We start from the raw sequence: 18420 nt of genomic DNA, 5'->3' as shown, positions 1-18420 counted from the left end.
TTCATTCCCCCAGATCGAGAGTGAGTTTGGTGACCGCGAACGCCTCGGCGTACCGCGCGTGGCATTCGATACCGCGGATCCGGGCGAGGCCGAGGAAGGCCTCCCGGTCGTACCAGGGACGGTGCCGCTGCGAGGGATAGTGCTCCTGCAGCAGCCGCACCTTGTCCTCGGCGGTCTCCGGCGACAGCGGCTGGTACGCCGTCGGACGGCCCAGGTCGCCGTCCCATTTGACGATCTCGTAGCGGAGCACGAGGTGGTCGCGGAACGCCGTGGTCACGAGCTTCGCCAGGCCGCGGTGGTCCTGGTGCGCGTCGTCGGTGCGCGGGGCCAGGATCAGCTGCGGCTCGGTCCGCGCGCGGAGCTCCTCCACCGCGGCCTTGGCCTCGTCCCAGTGCACCGGCAGCCGGCCGTCCGGCAGCTTGAGCACGGTCAGCCGCAGGTCGGCGTCCGGGCAGAAGGCGGCGAGCGCGGCCCGCTCCTCCTCCTCGCGCTCGGTCCCGCCGCCGGAGAGCACCAGCGCGTCGACACGTACCCCCGGCCGCGCCCGGCACAGCGTCAGGAGCGTGCCGCCCGCGCCGATCGCGATGTCGTCGCAGTGCGCGCCGACCGCGACGACCCGGCCCGGGCGCCCCGCGCCGAGGCGGATCACGCGCGCGCTCCGGCGGTCGCCGCGGCGCCGTCCCGCTCCCACACGGCCCACGGGCGGTCGCCCGCCGCGTAGGCGGCGTCGAGCGCGGCGCGCTCCTTCACGGTGTCCGTCGGCTTCCAGAAGCCGCGGTGCCGGTGCGCCACGAGCCGGCCCTGCTTGGCCAGCCCCGCACAGCCGTCGGCGACCAGGTCCCCGTTCTCGGGTATGTGGTCGAAGACCTCCTGGCGGAGCACGAAGTAGCCGCCGTTCTCCCAGAGCGGCATGTCGCTCACCGCGGTGATCCCGCCGACCAGGCCGTCCTCGCCCAGGTCCACGCAGTGGAACGACTGCTGGGGCGGCACCACCATCATCGACGCCCCCGCGTCGCGCCGGGCGAACCGGTCGACCATCTCGTCCAGCGGCGCGTCGGTGAGCACGTCGGCGTAGTTGGCGAGGAACATCTCGTCACCGTCCAGGTGGTGCCGCACCCGACGCAGCCGCTCCCCGATCGGCGACTCGATGCCGGTCTGCGCGAAGGTGATCGTCCAGTCCGATATGTCGGTGGAGAGCAGCTCGGTCCGCCCGCCGCGCAGCACGAAGTCGTTGGACGTCGTCTCCTCGTAGGTGAGGAAGAAGTTCTTGATGTGGTGCGCCCCGTACCCCAGGCACAGGATGAACTCCGTGTGCCCGAAGTGCGCGTAGTAGCGCATGACGTGCCAGATCAGCGGGCGCGGACCGACCATCGCCATCGGCTTGGGCACGTCGTCGGATGCCCCGCTGCGCATCCGCATCCCGTAGCCGCCGCAGAACAGTACGACCTTCATGCCTTCACCTCGACGATGCTCAGTTCCGGGATGGGGAAGACGAGCCGGCCGCCCCACTCGTGCACGAAGGACAGCTGCTCGACCAGCTCGTCCCGCAGGTTCCACGGGAGGACGAGGACGTAGTCCGGCCGGTCGGCGGCGATCCGCTCGGGCGGCAGGATCGGGATGCGGGTGCCCGGCGTGAACCGGCCGTGCTTGTAGGGGTTGCGGTCGACCGTGTAGGCGAGCAGGTCGGGGCGGATGCCGCAGTGGTTGAGCAGGGTGTTGCCCTTGCCCGGGGCGCCGTAGCCGACGACCGTCTCGCCGCGCTCGGCGACGTCGATGAGGAACCGCAGCAGGTCCCGGCGCACCTTGGCCACCCGGGCGGAGAACTCCGCGTACCCGGACAGCTCCTGGAGCCCGGCGGCCTTCTCCCGGTCGAGGACCTCGGCCACCCGGCGGCTCGGCTCCCCGGCGGCCTCGGACGGCCGCGCCCACAGCCGGATGGAGCCGCCGTGCGTGGGCAGCAGCTCGACGTCCACGAGCGTGAGCCCGCCGCTCGCGAGCGCCCGGGCGGCGGACGCGACCGTGTAGTACTGGAAGTGCTCGTGGTAGATCGTGTCGTACTGGTTCTCCTCGATCAGGGTCAGCAGGTGCTGCACCTCGATCGAGACCCAGCCGTCGTCCGCGACCAGGGCGCGCAGCCCTTCGGTGAAGCCGACCACGTCGGGGATGTGCGCGTACACGTTGTTGGCCACGACCAGGTCCGCCGGTCCGTGCTCGGCGCGGACGGCCGAGCCGGTCTCCGGGGACAGGAACTCCGTCAGCGTGGGCACACCCGCGTCCCGCGCCGCGGCACCGACGTTCACCGACGGCTCGATGCCCAGGCAGCGGATCCCCCGGTCCACCACGTGCTTCAGCAGGTATCCGTCATTGCTGGCGACCTCGACCACGAAGGCGTCGGGGCCGAGCCCGACCCGCCGCACGGCGTCGGCGACGAACGTGCGCGCGTGCTCCACCCAGGAGGTCGAGTACGAGGAGAAGTACGCGTACTCCTGGAACGTCTCCTCCGGCGTGATCAGCGGCGGGATCTGCGCGAGCCAGCAGTCCGTGCAGACCCGCAGGTGCAGCGGGTACGCGGGCTCGGGCTGGTCCAGTCGGTCCGCGGCGAGAAAGCTCTCGCACGGCGGAGTCGCCCCCAGGTCGACGACGCTGGCCAGCGCCGCCGAACCGCAGAGTCGGCATCGTGTCATTTCTCCTGCCCCCCATCTCCGCTCGCGCGGGTGTCCCGCGACGAGCCGGTTTCCTCGTTCCCTGCCGGCGGCGCGCTGTTCCCGCCGCCCGACCGCACCGCGATCGCGGTGCGGTACTCCTCCAGGAGGCGCTCCAGCCCGACGGACGGGCTGAACCCCTTCTCGTACCGGCGCCGGGCCGCCTCGCCCATCTCCCGGTTGCGGTCCGGCTCCGCCGTGATCCGGCGGAGGCGGTCCGCGAGCGAGGAGGGATCGCCCGGCGTGTGCAGCAGACCGGTCACCCCGTTCTCGACGAGTTCGACGAAGGCGCCGTGCGCGGCGGCGACGGCCGGGACCCCCGCCGCCATCGCCTCCGCGACCACCAGGCCGAAGGTCTCCATGGCCAGCGACGGGGCCACCACGGCCACCGACCGCGCGAGGGCCCGCCGGCACTCCGCCGGGTCCCACAGGCCCGCGTACCGGACGTCGTCCCGGCCCGCCGCCCAGGCGGTCACCTCGCGCTCCAGCGGCCCCGCCCCGGCGATCACGAGCGGCACGTCCGCCCCGCCGCCCGCGGCGACCTCGTCCCACGCCGCCATGAGCAGCCGTATGCCCTTGGCCTCGGCGAGCCGGCCGAGGAAGAGCAGCTGTTCGCCGGCGCCCGCCCGTACGGTGCCCGGGTCGGGTACGAAGTTGTGCTTCACCGCGAGCCGCTCGGGCGGCATGCCGGACCGTACGAGGACGTCGCGCTGCGCCGCGGAGATGCAGAAGAACCGCTCCACGCCTGACCACCACCGCCGCCGGTTGACCGACAGACTGACCGCGAGCGGCACCGTCGCCAGCCGGGAGTTCCGGTAGCAGCCGTGCCGGACGGCGGGCAGCGGCAGCGCCGGCCCGACGCACTCGGTGCACTGCCGGCCGTCCCGGTGCAGCGTGCCGGGCGGACAGACCTGCGTGTAGTTGTGCAGCGTGGCGACGACCGGCACACCGGCCTCCGCACAGGCGGCGAGCACCGAGGGCGACAGCAGCGGGAACACGTTGTGGACGTGCACCACGTCCGGCCGGTCGGCGCGGAGCCGGGCGGTGAGCTCCGCGCGGGCCGCCGGGTTCCACGGCACGAGCAACGGCACCGCGACCTTGCCCAGCAGGGAGCGGGCGGCGATGTCGTCACTGCGCCGCTCGAACACGTCGACCCGGTGGCCGGCCGCGCGCAGCAGCCCCGCCTCTTCGTCGACGACCCTGTTCTCCCCGCTCGGCTGCGCCGAGGAGTAGCGGTTGTGGACCACGAGGACATGCATGCTCAGGTCACCTCCTGGCCCAGAGCGGGATACGTCGGCGGGGGATGTCGTGCGTCGGGAGGGGCGCGGCAGGGGCGGGGAGCGCGAGGAGCGAGGCGGCCAGGGCCAGATGGAGCAGATACGCCGAGGCGTCGCCCAGGCCCACCTCGGTGTACGACGAGATCCCGCAGTAGCTGATCAGGAAGATCGCGCAGGCCCTCGGCAGCGACGGTGGCCGCAGCAGCGCGACACCGCCGAGCACGATGACGATCGCCGCCACGAGGGTGACGCCGACCAGCCCCTGCTCGTCGTAGACGGCCAGCCAGCTGTTGTCGATCGGCAGCCCGTCGAACGACTTGTCGCCCAGGCCCGTGCCGAACACCTTCTCCCCGGTCGTCCGGGGCGCCGAGAGCAGCGCGTCCCAGACCTTGGCCCGCCCGGTCAGGTTGGCGAAGTTCTCCTGGCTCTGTCCGCGCAGGAACCACGCCCGCAGCGCGGAGCTGAACACCACCGCGGCCACCGTGGCGCACAGCACCGCCCAGGCGAAGAACCGGCGGGCGGAGGCGCTCGTCAGGACGAGCGAACCGATCGCGAGCACGAGGCCGATGAGCAGTCCGAGCGTGGCCGTCCGGGTGTGGGTCATCGCGAGCAGGACGAGGGACGGCACGATGACCACCGCGGCACCGGCCCCGGTGGTCCGGCGGCCGAGCAGGAGCAGCACGGCGAGCCCGATGACCACCGCGGCGTACTGTCCGATCTGCGGCGGGGTCAGCGGCCACAACGCGCCGACCAGACGCCCGCCGTAGTACTCGGGCATGGCCGTGGCCGGTGAGACGGCCAGACCCGCGGCCACCAGGACCAGGACCGCGAAGTACATCCGGATGTGGTAGCGGACGAAGGTCAGGCTGCCGTCCCACCAGCGGCTCAGCAGCCACAGCGTCCCGACGAAGAGGGCCAGCCGGGCGCAGCGGAACAGCGCGCCGACCCCGACCTCCAGCTGCACGCTGGCGATCAGGCTCGGCACGAGGAGCAGCGTGAGCAGGAACACGAAGGCGCTGGGCCGGATGCGCAGCCGGGGATTGAGCGCCAGAGCCAGCGCGAACGCCGCGACCAGCGCGCCCATGGTGGCCATCTGGATGAGGGAGCGGGGGATCGCGACGACGGTCTTCGCCCCCGCGGAGCCGAGCGTGTTGAGCCCGAGCAGCGCCCAGACGATCCCGACGGCCTTCGGGGTGCCGCCGGGGCGCGGTGCGGCGGCGGGGAGTGCGCCCGCCCCGTCCGCTGCGCCCGGCAGCCGGTCCCGCCCCAGGTCCTCGTCCATCTCAACCACCGGCCCGGGGGCCGAAGTCGCTGCCCGCGTCCTGGCGGTACGGCGTGCCCTGCCACTGCCGGGAGTCCAGCGTCCGGCTCCGGTCGCCGGCGACGAAGCTCCACGGGCCGCGGTAGACGTTGCCGTGCCAGCGGTTCTGCTGCCGGTGGGTGATCGCCTCGGCCACCCGCCCGCCCTTGTACGGCGACCAGTCCGGGGAGGTGCCCTCGTCGGCGAAGACCGCCATGCGCCCGCACTCCGTCGTGCACCCGACGACGGACGGGTCGAGGACGAAGCGGTTGCCGTGGATGTCCACCCGCTGCGTCTTCCACCGGCAGTCGCCGTAGAGCGGCGCGGTGGCGATCGCCGGCCGCGCGCAGCGGCCGGTGTCCTTCACCAGCAGGGTGCAGTACCCGGTCGACGTGTTGGCGGGGCTGTTGCAGAACCGGTCGGCGTTCTCCCACAGGGTGATCCCGTTCCAGTTGTCCTCCAGGACGTTCCCGTAGATCTCGATCCGGTCCGTGCGGGCAGGGATCCGCGGTTCGCCGCCGGCCTCGGACACGTAGACGGTCGCGTACGGGAAGTCGTCGCCGTCCTTGGCGTAGGCGCGGCCCTCGACCCAGTTGTTCCGCCGGATCGTGTTGTTCCGGATGACCGCGTTGTAACTGGTCTCGTACATCAGCGCGGCACCGTCGTTGGACTCCAGGAGGTTGTCCTCGATACGGAAGTCGTTGTTGTTGTTGTCGGCCCACAGCCCGGTCCCGCGGTTGTGGTGCACCCAGTTGCCGCGCACGTCGGCGCCGTCGACGGCCCAGAACTTGATGCCGCCGGTGCAGCCGCAGCCCGGCCGCCGCCGCTCCCAGTCGTCGGTGTTGTTGCCCGTGATCTCGTTGCCCTCGACCACCAGGCCGCGGATCGAGTCACCGGTCTTGTACGCGTTCATGCCGTACTGGCCGTTGTTCCGCAGACAGCTCGCGCGGACCCGCTGGCGAGCACCGGCCATCAGCCCGGCCCCGGAGTTGCCCTGGACGGTCGCGTGCTCGATCACCCACCCGTCGGCCATGTCGTGGTTGACCACGCCCTCGTCGTGCGGCGCGCGGAAGCCCTCCACGGTCAGGTACTGGATGGTGACGTCGGGGGCGGTGCCGCTGAACGCGTACTGGTTGGTCCTCCGGCCGTCGAGCACCGCGCCCGGCGCGCCGAGGTAGCGGTTGCCCTCCTTGGCCATGACCTGGGCATAGGGGTCCGGCTCCAGGGTGTGCTTGCCGGGCCGAAGCCAGAACGTGGTGTGCGGGGGGCTGTTCTCGGTCTTCGTGGCCAGGTCGCCGACGACCGCGGGGTCGACCGTCACCGCGCCCGCCGGCGCCTTCACCGGCCCGGCCGCGGGCCGGTCGCACACCCGGGCGGGGGAGGCGGAGGGCGCTCCGGGGACGCGGGGGGAGCCGGACGCGCCGGAACCGGTGGTTCCACCGGTCGCCCTCGCCGGGGCGTCGGGCGTGCTCGTGCAGCCGGTCGCCACCAGCAGCACCGCCGTCAGCGGTGCCACCGCCCACGCCCCGTACCTCGCCCTGATCCCCACGCGCCCCCCTAGCCGCGGAACCCGAGCACGGTGGTGAACCCGGACACGCCGTCGGCGAAGCCGGTGCCGACCAGCGTGGTGGCGGGCTCCTTGCGCCCGAAGCCGGCGGAGTACCAGCCCAGCGGCGGGTGGGTCTCCCCGCGATGCGCCCGCCAGGACAGCTCCCCGGGCAGGTCGAGCACCGCCGAGCGGTCCTCACCGTCCCGGCTCCAGGTGAGCACCGCCCGGTTCCCCGACAGGTCCGCGGAGATCGCCGGACCCAGGTGGAACGCCAGACGTACGGCCCCGGGGGCGCCGCGGAGCTCGTCCACCACGCGCACCTCCCGGCTCGCGGCGGTCAGCTCCACCCGGCGGCGGTGCACGGAGCGCTGGTAGCCGTCGTGCTCGGCACACCAGCGGGCCGTCCCCCCGGTCGTGGCGAAGGACGGGTCCGCGACCAGGACGCGGGTCCGGGCATGCCGGGTCCACAGGAACGGGCCGCCCGAGACGGACTGGTCACCGCCGTCCCACTGCAGGGTGTTGTGGCCGAGGGTCGACCGGAAGTACTGCCGCCACTCGGGCTGCCCGTGGTAGCAGAACGTCCCCGGGTCGGCGAGCACGTCGACCCCGTCGTGCCGGACCTCCACGGAGAGCGCGTCCGCGTGGGCGTGCGCGGCGATGGACAGGAACCCGTGCGGGCCGCCGTCGCAGCGGCACCAGATCTCCTCGGGGCCGCGCAGGATCGTCATGCCCGCGTCGGCGAAGTGGGCCGGCCGGTTCGCCGGCCGCGACACCGCCGGTCCCGTCTTCGCGTACGGCCGGAGGAGCGAGGCGAGCAGCGGGGTGCGCACATCGGTGCCGGTCACCTCCGGCCACCAGTCGAGCCGGCCGAACACGGCGTCCCCGGTGGCGAGGAGCGAGCCCCAGCGGTCGGTGCCCGCGCCGTCCACGATCAGACCGTGCCCGTCGTCCGCGTCCCCCTGGCGCGGCGGCCGTAACCGGCCGTCCACGATGGCGGCGAGCGCGTCCGTCATCCGCAGCAGCACAAGGCGGACCGTCGGGGGGACCGCCACGCCGGCGGCGTCCGCCTCGGCCACCGCGGCCAGGCCGAGTTCGAGCACGAGCCCGTGGTACTCGGTGGCCAGCTCGCGGTTGAGGCCGGAGCCGAAGGTGTTGCTCCGCAGATGCCGGTCGAGGGACCGCATCGCGTCGGCCCGCCAACGCGCCGACGAGGGGAACCACCCGAACGCGCAGGCCGCGGCGAGCTGCCCGGCGGCCTCGGCGATGACGTGGTTGTTCGCCGAGGACCCCCGGCTGGGGAAGGCCGCGAGCCAGCGCTGGTGGTGCCAGATCTGCTTCCGCGCCACCGGGTTGTCCTCGAACAGCGCGGCCGCGCCAGGCCAGCCGTCGAGGAGCCGCCGGATCCACACCCAGGACAGCAGCCGGATCCCCAGCTCGATGCCGCTGATCCAGTGCACCCCGCGCAGCGGAGCGTTGGCCGCCCACCACAACCGCAGATGCCTCGCCACCCGCTCGGCGTACCGCTCGTCCCCAGTGACGGCGTAGGCCGCGGCGAGCACGGTGAGGTACTGGTGCCGGGACAGCTCCCAGATCTGCTTGATGTCCCCGACCGTCTCCTCCTTCCGGTACGGCACGTCGAAGGCGTACCCCCACGGAGCCCGGCGCCCGGTCTTCGGGTCGTACCACCAGTCCGGGTCGGTCAGGTCGTCACGGTGCACCCCGAAGTACTCGGCGTGCCCGGCCATCAGCCGGTCCGCCTCGGCGACGAGCCGCTTCGCCGCGTCCGGCGGCACCGCGGCGATCGCCCCGGCGGGCAGGACGGCGGTGAACCGGGCGCCGGTCACGCTCGGCGCGTCCGGCAGCCCCGACCGCCAGCGCCGCCTGCGTACCGTGTCGCCCACCCGGCCGCCGACCTCCTGCGGTCCCATCCGGGACAGGCGCCGGAGGTACCAGCCCGCACTCATGCTCATCGAGCCCCCGCCAGGGTCACCGGCGCGCCGCCGGCCAGACCGGCCCGCACGGCGAGGGTGGCCGCCGTGGTGGCGACCAGCGACTCCAGCGGCACCGGCATCGGCCCACCGGTCCGCACCGCCTTGACGAACGCGGCCAGTTCGGCGTTCTGGCCCTTGTCCCGGGCCTGCGGCAGCCGCGAGCTGACCCAGCGCTTCGTTCCGTAGACCGAGGCGCGGACGAAGTCGTCGAGCCGCAGCACCTTGCCGTCCGCGACGAGGTCCAGCGTCTCCTTGGGGAAGCTCGAAGGCCCGGTGGTGACGTAGCTGAGGGTGGCGGTGGACCCGTCGGGGTAGCGCAGCACGACCTGCAGGTCGTCCTGGCCGGACGTGGCGACCGCGTACACCGAGACCGGGTCGGCCCCGAGCAGCCAGCTCGCCGTGTCGATGAAGTGCCCGCCCTCGCCGGCGAACCGGGAGCCCTCGGTGCCCTGCTGGAGGTACCAGCTGCCGTGCTGCAGCCGGCCCGCGTTGACCAGGTAGCGGAGGTTCGCCGGACCGGTCCGGTCGCCGAACCGCTTCCTGGCCTCCTGGAGCAGCGGCGCGAACCGGCGGTTGAAGCCCACCTGCAGCCGGTCGTTGCCGGACTCCTCCACCGCCGCGAGGACCCCGGCCAGCTCGTCCTCGGAGAGGGCGAGGGGCTTCTCCACGAACACCGTCTTGCCGGCGAGGAGCGCCTTGCGGGTCAGTTCGGCGTGCGAGCTGTGCCGGGTGACGACGAACACCGCGTCGACGGACGGGTCACCGAGCACGGCGTCGAGATCGGTGGTCGCCTCGGCGAAGCCGAACTTCCGCTGCGCGTTGGCCGCGGACAGCGCCGTCGTGGTGACGACGGTGGACAGCTCGACGCCGTCGCGCCCGACCAGGTGCGGCAGCAGCATCGACGTCGCGTAGTTCCCCGCGCCGACGAACGCCAGGCGCACCGGCCGCTTCGCCGGCCGGGCCTGGGCGGGAACTCCGCCGCCGCGCCGCACCGCGGGCACGGCCACCACCGGGGCCGTCTGTGCCTCCCCCTTGTGCTCGGGGTAGCGGAACAGCACCGCCACGGCCTTCAGGTCGCCGTCCTTCAGCCGCCGGTACGTCTCCACGGCGTCGTCGAAGTCGGCGACGTGGGACACCAGGGGCTCCACGTCGACCCGGCCGCGGGCCACGAGATCGAGGAAGCACGCCAGGTTGCGGCGCTCGGTCCACCGGACGTACCCGATCGGATAGTCCCGCCCCTCCAGCTCGTACTCAGGGTCGTAGCGCCCGGGGCCGTACGAACGGGAGAACCTGACGTCCAGCTCCTTCTCGTAGTACGCGTTCCACGGAAGGTCCAGACGGCACTTGCCGATGTCGACGACCCGGCCGCGGTCGCGGCACAGCCGGGCGGCCAGCTCGACGGGCTGGTTGCTGCCGCCGCCGGCCGCCAGGTACACCTGGTCCACGCCGTGCCCGTCGGTGAGTTCGGCGACGGCGGCCTCCACCGCCGTGGACGCGGGATCGCCGCACGCCACGGCGCCCAGGCGCTCGGCGAGCTCGCAGCGCGCCGGGTCGGGGTCGGCCCCGACGACGCGGACGCCCGCGGCGGTGAGGAGCTGCACGACCAGCTGCCCGATCAGCCCGAGGCCGATGACCAGCGCCACCTCGCCCAGCTGCGGCTCGCCCTGGCGGACCCCCTGCATCGCGATCGATCCGACGGTGCCGAAGGCCGCGTGCCGCGGCGCGAGGCCCTCCGGCACCTTGACGTAGAGGTTCTTCGGCACCCAGTTCAGCTCGGCGTGCAGGGCGTGCTCGTTGCCCGCGCAGGCCACGACGTCGCCGACCTTCACGTCGTCGACGCCGGTGCCGACCTGCTCGACCACCCCGCACAGCGAATAGCCCAGCGGGGTGTAGGAGTCCAGCTTGCCCATCACCTTCTGGTAGGTGGCGGGAATCCCGTTGGTGGCCACGCTCTGCATGACCTTGGCCACCTGGTCCGGCCGGGAGCGGGCCTTGCCCAGCATCGACATGCCGGCCTCGGAGACCTTCATGAGCTCGGTCCCGGTCGATATCAGGGAGTAGGAGGTGCGGACCAGCACACCGCCCGGCTTGCACCCCGGTACCGGCACGTCGAGCACCGCGAGTTCGCCGGTCTTGTAGTTCTGTACAACCTGTTTCACCGAAGTCCCCTTGTTTCTAAGCCTTCTCGTGCGTATCCCGGCCGGACCCTGAGGTCGCGCCGCGATACCAGTACTCGAGGGTCAGCACATGCCAGAGATGCTTGGAGAAGTCCCGCTGCCCGGCCGCGTCCTCGGCGACCATCCGCGCCAGCGCGTCGCGGCGCAGGAAGCCGTTCCGCACGAGCACGCCGTCGTTCACCACCTCGCGCACCAGCGGTGCCAGGTCCCGGCTCATCCAGGCGCGCAGCGGGGCGCTGAACAGGCCCTTGGGCCGGTACACGATCTCCCGGGGCAGGACCGAGGTGGCCGCCTCCTTGAGCACGGCCTTCCCCTGCCGTCCGACGATCTTGCGGTCGCCGGGCACGGCGAACGCCGCCCTGACCACCTCGACGTCCACGTACGGCACCCGTACCTCGGTCGACGCGGCCATGCTCGACCGGTCCGTGTACGCGAGGTTCAGGCCCGGCAGGAACATCCGGGCGTCGCCCAGGCACATGCGGTTGACGAAGTCGTCGAGCTCGTTGTCCTCGTAGACGTCCGCGTGCTCGGTCAGCACGTCCCCGACCGTCCCGGCCAGGTCCGGATTGACCAGGGCGAGCAGATCGTCCTGGTCGTACATGGTGTAGCTGCGCCGGAACGCGGTCTCCTCCGGCAGGTCCGCGAAGGAGAGGAACCGCTTCGCGAAGCGCACCGAACGGTAGCCCCGGCGCGCCGAGGCGACCGGCAGCCGGTCCACCGCCGCGGACAGGCCGCGCCGCAGCGGGCCCGGGACGCGCTGGTAGCGCAGCGCGATCAGGTTGGCCAGGTGCTTGCGGTAGCCGGCGAACAGCTCGTCCGCGCCCATCCCCGAGAGCATCACCTTGACCCCGGCCTCCCGGGCGGCCGAGCAGATCAGGAACGTGTTGATCGCGGCGGGATCGCCGATCGGCTCGTCCAGGTGGTACGTCATCCGCGGCAGCAGATCCAGCACGTCCGGAGCGATCTCGATCTCGTGCAGGTCGACGCCGAACCGCTCGGCCACCTGACGCGCGTAGCGGAGGTCGTCCGGCATCGCCTCGAACCTGGCGTCCTCGGCGCGGAACCCGATCGTGTAGGCGGAGATCCCGGGCCGGTCCCGGGCCGCGAGCGCGGTCAGATAACTGGAGTCGAGACCGCCGGACAGGAACGTCGCCACGGGGACGTCGGAGAGCAGATGGCGCCGGGTCGACTCCTCGACGGCGGCGGCGACATCCGGCAGCTCGCCGCTCAGGGCACGCTCGCGGCCCTCGGCGGCGACGTCCCGGAGGTGCCAGAACCGGCCGCGCTCCACCCGGCCGTCGGGCCGGCACCGGAGCCAGCTCCCCGGCGGCAGCTTCTCCGCCTCGCGGAACGCGCACCGCGAGTCCGGCACCCAGTAGTACAGCAGCGAGGCCACCAGCGCCGCGTCGTCCACCTCGAGCGATCCGCCGGTGGCGGCGGACAGCGCCTTCAGCTCGGAGGCGAACACCAGGCCCTCTCCGCGCCGGAGCAGGAAGAGCGGCTTGATGCCGAGCTGGTCGCGGGCGAGCACGAGTTCCCCGGTGCGCTCGTCGAAGATCCCGAACGCGAACATGCCGCGCAGCCGGGGCAGACAGTCCGTCCCCCAGCGCCGCCAGGCCTCGAGGAGCACCTCGGTGTCGGACGTACCGCGGAAGCGCACCCCGCCGGCCGCCAGCTCGGCCCGCAGCTCGGGCGCGTTGTACAGCTCGCCGTTGTACGTCAGGACGAGGCCGTCGGAGACCATCGGCTGGGCGCCGGTCTCCGACAGGTCGATGATCGCCAGCCGTCGGTGCCCGAGGTGCACCTCGCCGTCACCGGCGCGATGGCTGTACCGGCCCGCCCCGTCCGGGCCCCGGTGGGCGAGGGTGTCGGTGAGCCGGTCGGTCACGATCTTCCCGTCCGGCCATCGGTACGTGCCCGCGATGCCACACATGTCCTACCGCCCCTCTTGGTCGTCGCTGTCGGGGACCCGTGCCGCCCACATCGGCAGCCGCTCCGCCCCTCGCCGTCCTGTCCCGTTCCGCCGGGCCGGCCGCTCGCCCTCGCCGCGCGGCGCGGCGTGCGGCCCGTCCCACAGCGTGCCGTCGGTCCGGTCGCCCGGATCGGGGTCGATCAGCACCACACCGATCACCTCGATGCGCTGGTCCGCGAGGTGCCGCGCCACGGTGTGCAGCCATGCGGCGCTGCCGTGCCCGGCGCGTACGACGAGGACCGTCCGGGTGCCGAGGTGCTGGAGGTCGGTCCACGCCGTACCGGGTGCCACCGAGCCGACACCGAGGCGGCGTTGCTGGTGCGGGACGGACGCGGCCCGCTCGGGGCTGACCACGGTGAGGGCTCCCGGCTTCGGGCGGAGGTGGGTGAGCGGGAGGCCGGGCAGGCCGTCGATGACGGCCACGGGTCCGTCCGCCGCGAGTGCTTCGGCGAGGTCCAGGGTGATCCCGGTGGTGGCGCGCGCGGAGCCCAGTTCGAGCAGGGACACCGGTCCCGCGGAACCGCGCACCGTGCGTGCCAGGGACGCCGTGAGCCGGGTCCGGGCCGCCCGGACCCGTCGGCGCTGCCACAACCGGGGGGAACGGCGGGGCAGTTCGGCGATGACGGAGGCGCCCAGGTTCGCCGCGATCTCCCGGCGCAGCACGGGGCGGTCCGCCACCACCGCGCCGACCGCGGCCACCGCGAGGCCGAGGGCGAGCCCCAGGGCGAGCCCGATCGCGGCGTTGGTGGCGGCGGTCCTGGGCAGGGAGTGCCGCACCGCGCGCGGGGCGTCCACGATCTGGGTGCCGGAGACGAGCCGGGGCGTGCCGATCCGCGCTTCCGCGGCGCGCCGGCCGAAGTCGGATATCTGGGAGGTGAGTTCGGCCCGGCGGGCGAAGAGCGACTCCCTGTCGGCCGACACCTTCGGTCCGCTCTCCGACGAGCCCTCTCCGATGGCCTTGTCGACCTGGGCGAGGTCGGCCCGCAGCCGGTCACGCTGGTCGAGCAGGGCCTTGGCCTCGGCCTCCGCCGTTTCCCTGATCCGCCGGACGTGGTCGGCGACGAACGCGTCGGCGAGCGCCTGGGCGCGGGCCACGGCCTCCGCGTCGCTGTCACCCGTCACATCGATCCGCAGCAGGTTGTTGGTCAGGCCGACACCCTCGTAGTCCTTCATGAACTCCTCGGGCTTCTCCCGGGAGCCGAGGGACCGCAGTGCCCGGTCGGCGATCCGGGTGGTCTGCAGCAGCGCGGCGTCGGTCCGGATCAGGGTGCCGGGGTCGTTCGGCTGGTCCTCCTGATGGGCCACCAGGAGTTTGGTCGTCGCGGTGGGCGGCGGCAGCAGCAGCACGGCCATCGCCACGCCGAGGAGCAGCCCGAGGAGGGTCATGGAGCCCCAGAGGCGGCGTCGCCTGCGGACCGCCACCACCAGGACCTGGAGGTCGAGCAGGGGAGCGGTGGCCGACGACTCCGGCGTCGTACGCGTCGTCACTTCCCACCCCCGGTCGCGTCGCCGCTCGCCGCGAGCACCGGGGTGGTGGCACGGCGAGAACGGCCGGAGGAGCGGGTCGGACGGGCCCAGACCGTGCCGGCGAGGACGGTGCCGACGACCTCGTGCCCGGCGTCGGCGCACGCCTCGGCGATCCCGGCGAGTTCCCCCGCGGTCCAGCTGCCCGCGCTGACCACGACGAGGGCACCGGACTCGCCCGCGCGGTCCGGCACCATCGGCCGGGACACCGAGACCCCCACGACGTGCAGCACGAGCAGTCCGCCGCCCGAAGAGTCCGGGGAGGAGTCGTTCCCGGCCTCGGCGACGAGCTGTCCGGCGGCCCGGCGGGCGATCTCGTCGCCGTCCGGGACGACGACGAGCAGCCGCCGGGGGGCCGGCAGCCGGTCCCGGAGGCGGGCGCACACCCGCCGGTAGCGGATCCGCCTGCTCTCGTCGTCGCCGGAGGCTCCCGGGGACGGCATGTCCCATCGGACGTCGATGCCGAGCAGCCGGCGGAACAGGGCCCGGGGGCCACCGCCCTTCGGCCGGTCCGCGGCCCGTTCACCCGGTACGTCGACGGCGCCGAGCAGCGTCGAGCCCAGGGCCGCGGTGATGTCCGCCCCGGTGCGCGGCCGGCGGCCCACCCGCGCGGCGGCGAGATGACCGATGACCGCGAACAGGACGAACAGCAGCGCCCCGCCGACGATGAGCTGCGTCCTCGTCGGCGGCGCCTCGCCGGCCGGCCGGGTCGCCGGTCCCATGACGACCATGTCGGGCCGGTCGGTCGTCGTTTCGGCCTTGTCCAGCTTGTCCACGGCCTCCTGCAGCGCGGTGCGCAGCTTCGCGAGCTCGGTGCGGGTCTGCACGCTCTCCACGCTCTGCCCCGGACCGGCCTCGGCGGCCAGCTCGTCGATGCGGCGGGTGGTCTTCACCACCAGCTGCCGCAGTGCCTCGGGCTGCGCCGCCGCCTCGGGGTCGGTGGTGGCGCCCGTGATCTGCGCGGCGAAGGCGACGAACTGCCGGGCGACCGTGTCGGACAGGCGCTGCGCGCGCTCCGGGGTCTCGGCCGTGCCCGAGATCTTGATGATGTTCCCGTCGGCTGCCTTGGCGCTCACCCGGTCCCGCAGCTCGATGCCGTCGACCCCGGACCAGCCGAGCGCGGCGGCCGCGCGGTCGACCACCACCGAACTGGTCGCGATCTCCGCCTGGGTCAGCAGCTCGCGCTCCTCCCACGCCCCGGGCAGCAGCACCGACGCCGACGTCGTGTAGCGCGGCGGAATCAACAGGGAGGCGCCGTAGCCGACGAGCGCGCCCACCACGGCCAGGATGGTGAGAAGCCGCCCACGCCGACGGAGGATCCGTCCGATCGTGACCAGACGTATGGTGTCATCGCTCAACGGCGCGGCCTTCTCCCCGTCCGGACCGGGCCGTTCACCGACACGGGGGTGTGATCACGGCAAGCGGCGTCGTAGGCGGCCAGCAGCGACTGCTGCGAGTGCCGCCAGGCGAGCTGCCCGCCGATGCGTTCCTGGCCGATCTTGCCCATCCGGGCGCGCTCCTCCGGGTCGTCGAGGAGCCGCGCGACGAGCCCGGCGAACGCGGCCTCGTCGTTGGCGGGCGCGTACACGGCGGCGTCACCGGCGGAGACCCGGGCCTCCCGGAGGTCGAACGAGACGATGGGCCGGCCCATCACCATGTACTCGAGGACCTTGTTCATCGTCGACACGTCGTTGAGCGGATTGCGCGGGTCGGGGGAGAGGCACACGTCCGCGGTGGACAGGTAGCGCGCCAAGTCGGTGTCCGGGATACGGCCGGTGAACTCCACCTGCTCCGAGAGCCCGAGCCGCCGCGACAGCTCGACCATCGCGTCGAAGGCGTCGCCGGCGCCGACGAACACCGCGTGCCAGTCGGTACGCCCGAGCTCGTCGCGCAGCTTCGCGAGGGCCCGCAAGGCGTAGTCGACGCCGTCCTGCGGCCCCATGACACCGAGGTAGCACAGCAGGTGGGGCTTGCCGCGCTTCAGTTCCGGCTCGGGCGGCACCGGGTGGAACCGGTCGACGTCGGGCGCGCTGCGCACCACGAAGACGTCCTCGGGCCGCCGCCCGCCACGGCGCAGCGCGACGTCCCGGTAGCTCTCGTTCGTGGCGAGCACGACGTCCGCGGCCCGGTACGTCATCCGTTCCAGCGCGCACACGGCGCGGTAGAGCAGGTCCTCCCCGCGGTCGAACCGGGACAGGTACAGCTCGGGCACCAGATCGTGCTGGTCGAAGACGAACCGGGCCCCGCGCCGCTTCAGCCACCGGGCCGGCAGGAACAGCAGGTCCGGCGGATTGCAGGCGTGGACCACGTCGACCGGTCCGACCGCGCGGGCCAGCCGGAGCGTGTGCCACAACGCCGTCCCGTACTCCCGCAGATAGCCGGCCGGACCGCCGGTGGCGGCGCGCAGGGGGTAGCGGTGGATCCGCACCCCGTCGATCACCGCCTCCGGTTCCGTGTCCCGCTTCTCGCCGCGGGGGCAGATGACGTGCACCTCCCAGCCCGCGTCGCGCAGCGTCGTGCACTCCTGCCACACCCGCCGGTCGAACGGCACCGACAGGTTCTCCACCAGGACGAGCGCGCGCCGGGCCGGCCCGGCGCCCCCGGTCATGTCACCAAGCAAGGCCCACGTACCCCGGTTCGGCCCGGCGCGCGTCGGCGTCGGGAAGGTGGATGAGATCGACGATCACCGGGCCGTCGCCATGGGGCAGCGCCGACAGGACGGCCGGATCCCCGGTCCCGACCAGGCACACCTCGGCATGGTCGAGCACCTCGTCGACGGAGTCCGCGAGCAGCTGCGCGAGGTGCGGCAGCCGGGTCTCGATGTACTCGCGGTTCGCGCCGAGCAGCCGGGAGAGGTTCACGTTGGGGTCGTAGATCCGCAGGTCGTACCCCTTGCCGAAGAGCCGCTCAGCCAGCTCGACGAGCGGGCTCTCGCGGAGGTCGTCGGTGCCGGGTTTGAAGGAGAGGCCGAACATGCCCACCCGGCGCTTGCCGGTGCGTTCGACCAGCTCCACCGCGCGCTGCAGATGGTCGGCGTTGGAGGGCAGCACATGGGCGAGGATCGGCACCGAGACGTCGTGCCGCCGCGCCGCGTGGACCAGGCTGCGCAGGTCCTTGGGGAGGCAGGAGCCGCCGAAGGCGAAGCCGGGCCGCAGATAGGCGGGGCTGATGTTCAGCTTGCGGTCGGCCAGGAAGACGTCCATCACCTGGTGCGAGTCCACCCCGAGCGCCTGGCACACCGCGCCCAGTTCGTTGGCGAATCCGATCTTGAGGCCGTGGAAGGCGTTGTCCGCGTACTTGATGGCCTCGGCCGTCGGGACCGGCACCCGGAACACCTCGCCGGGCAGCCCGTCGTACAGCGCCGCCACGACGTCGCCGCTCGCCGGGTCGAGCTCGCCGATGACGGTCTTCGGCGGGTCGAAGAAGTCCCGCACGCTCGTGCCCTCGCGCAGGAACTCCGGGTTGACCGCGACCCCGAAGTCCACCCCGGCCGTGCCGCCGGCGAACTTCTCCAGGATCGGTACGAGCAGGTTCAGGCAGGTGCCCGGAAGCATGGTGCTGCGGAACACGACGGTCTGCCGCCCGCCCCGCTCGGCCACCGCGGCACCGATCTCCTCGGTGACCCGCTTCAGGTACGTGGTGCACAGACTGCCGTTGGGCTCCGACGGCGTGCCCACGCAGATCAGCGACACATCGCTGTTCATGATCGCCTCGTGGACGTCCTGGGTGGCGCGCAACGTCCCGGCCCGCACGACGTCGGCGATGAGCTCGCCGATCCGCTCCTCGACCACGGGGGCCTTGCCGTCGTTGACCAGGTCGACCTTCACCTGGTTCACGTCCACTCCGATGACCTCGTGACCGAGGCTGGCCAGGCACGCGGCCGACACGCAGCCCACGTAGCCGAGCCCGAAAACGCTGACTCTCATGC

Annotated in this window: 13 protein-coding genes; all 13 read right to left on the bottom strand. The window is 73.0% G+C overall.

Features of this window, described 5'->3' with window-relative positions; translation table 11 throughout:
- Window position 1 precedes the first annotated feature (1 nt).
- The 13 genes from ACIP8Z_RS08135 to ACIP8Z_RS08075 are packed head-to-tail and all read right to left on the bottom strand — an operon-like array spanning window position 2 to window position 18418.
- Window positions 2–649, bottom strand: coding sequence for a PIG-L deacetylase family protein (locus tag ACIP8Z_RS08135; RefSeq protein ID WP_402080234.1), 648 nt, complete (start codon window positions 647–649; stop codon window positions 2–4).
- Window positions 646–1452 (bottom strand): glucose-1-phosphate cytidylyltransferase, encoded by an 807-nt coding sequence (locus ACIP8Z_RS08130; protein ID WP_402080232.1) that lies wholly within the window; start codon window positions 1450–1452, stop codon window positions 646–648. The genes ACIP8Z_RS08135 and ACIP8Z_RS08130 overlap by 4 nt, the downstream gene beginning before the upstream one ends.
- Complete coding sequence (locus tag ACIP8Z_RS08125; RefSeq protein ID WP_402080230.1) at window positions 1449–2684, bottom strand: class I SAM-dependent methyltransferase; 1236 nt, start codon at window positions 2682–2684, stop codon at window positions 1449–1451. Before ACIP8Z_RS08125 ends, ACIP8Z_RS08130 begins: the two co-directional genes overlap by 4 nt.
- A complete protein-coding gene (locus ACIP8Z_RS08120) occupies window positions 2681–3961 on the bottom strand; it encodes a glycosyltransferase family 4 protein (protein ID WP_402080229.1) in 1281 nt (426 codons plus the stop codon). The genes ACIP8Z_RS08125 and ACIP8Z_RS08120 overlap by 4 nt, the downstream gene beginning before the upstream one ends.
- A gap of 7 nt (window positions 3962–3968) precedes the next feature.
- Window positions 3969–5261: an O-antigen ligase domain-containing protein gene (locus ACIP8Z_RS08115; RefSeq protein ID WP_402080226.1), complete on the bottom strand. Its 1293-nt coding sequence runs from the start codon at window positions 5259–5261 to the stop codon at window positions 3969–3971.
- Between the two features lies 1 nt (window position 5262).
- Complete coding sequence (locus ACIP8Z_RS08110; protein ID WP_402080223.1) at window positions 5263–6828, bottom strand: right-handed parallel beta-helix repeat-containing protein; 1566 nt, start codon at window positions 6826–6828, stop codon at window positions 5263–5265.
- A gap of 8 nt (window positions 6829–6836) precedes the next feature.
- Complete coding sequence (locus ACIP8Z_RS08105; RefSeq protein WP_402080220.1) at window positions 6837–8798, bottom strand: alginate lyase family protein; 1962 nt, start codon at window positions 8796–8798, stop codon at window positions 6837–6839.
- Window positions 8795–10978 (bottom strand): bi-domain-containing oxidoreductase, encoded by a 2184-nt coding sequence (locus ACIP8Z_RS08100; RefSeq protein ID WP_402080218.1) that lies wholly within the window; start codon window positions 10976–10978, stop codon window positions 8795–8797. The genes ACIP8Z_RS08105 and ACIP8Z_RS08100 overlap by 4 nt, the downstream gene beginning before the upstream one ends.
- Window positions 10979–10994: 16 nt before the next feature.
- Complete coding sequence (gene asnB / locus ACIP8Z_RS08095) at window positions 10995–12929, bottom strand: asparagine synthase (glutamine-hydrolyzing) (RefSeq protein WP_402080215.1); 1935 nt, start codon at window positions 12927–12929, stop codon at window positions 10995–10997.
- A 3-nt stretch (window positions 12930–12932) separates the two neighbouring features.
- On the bottom strand, window positions 12933–14456 hold the full coding sequence (locus tag ACIP8Z_RS08090) for a Wzz/FepE/Etk N-terminal domain-containing protein (protein WP_402080213.1): 1524 nt from the start codon (window positions 14454–14456) through the stop codon (window positions 12933–12935).
- Entirely contained in the window at window positions 14453–15850 is a 1398-nt protein-coding gene (locus ACIP8Z_RS08085) for a Wzz/FepE/Etk N-terminal domain-containing protein (RefSeq protein WP_402080210.1), read from the bottom strand. Before ACIP8Z_RS08085 ends, ACIP8Z_RS08090 begins: the two co-directional genes overlap by 4 nt.
- Window positions 15847–17100 (bottom strand): glycosyltransferase family 4 protein, encoded by a 1254-nt coding sequence (locus ACIP8Z_RS08080; protein WP_402080207.1) that lies wholly within the window; start codon window positions 17098–17100, stop codon window positions 15847–15849. Before ACIP8Z_RS08080 ends, ACIP8Z_RS08085 begins: the two co-directional genes overlap by 4 nt.
- 1 nt (window position 17101) lies before the next feature.
- Window positions 17102–18418 (bottom strand): nucleotide sugar dehydrogenase, encoded by a 1317-nt coding sequence (locus ACIP8Z_RS08075; RefSeq protein WP_402080204.1) that lies wholly within the window; start codon window positions 18416–18418, stop codon window positions 17102–17104.
- Between the last annotated feature and the right edge of the window lie 2 nt (window positions 18419–18420).

The sequence above is a fragment of the Streptomyces sp. NPDC088553 genome, assembly GCF_044752965.1.
GTDB lineage: Bacteria > Actinomycetota > Actinomycetes > Streptomycetales > Streptomycetaceae > Streptomyces.
The sequence above is the reverse complement of the archived record's forward strand: the minus strand, read 5'-3'. Positions and strand labels throughout refer to the sequence as shown.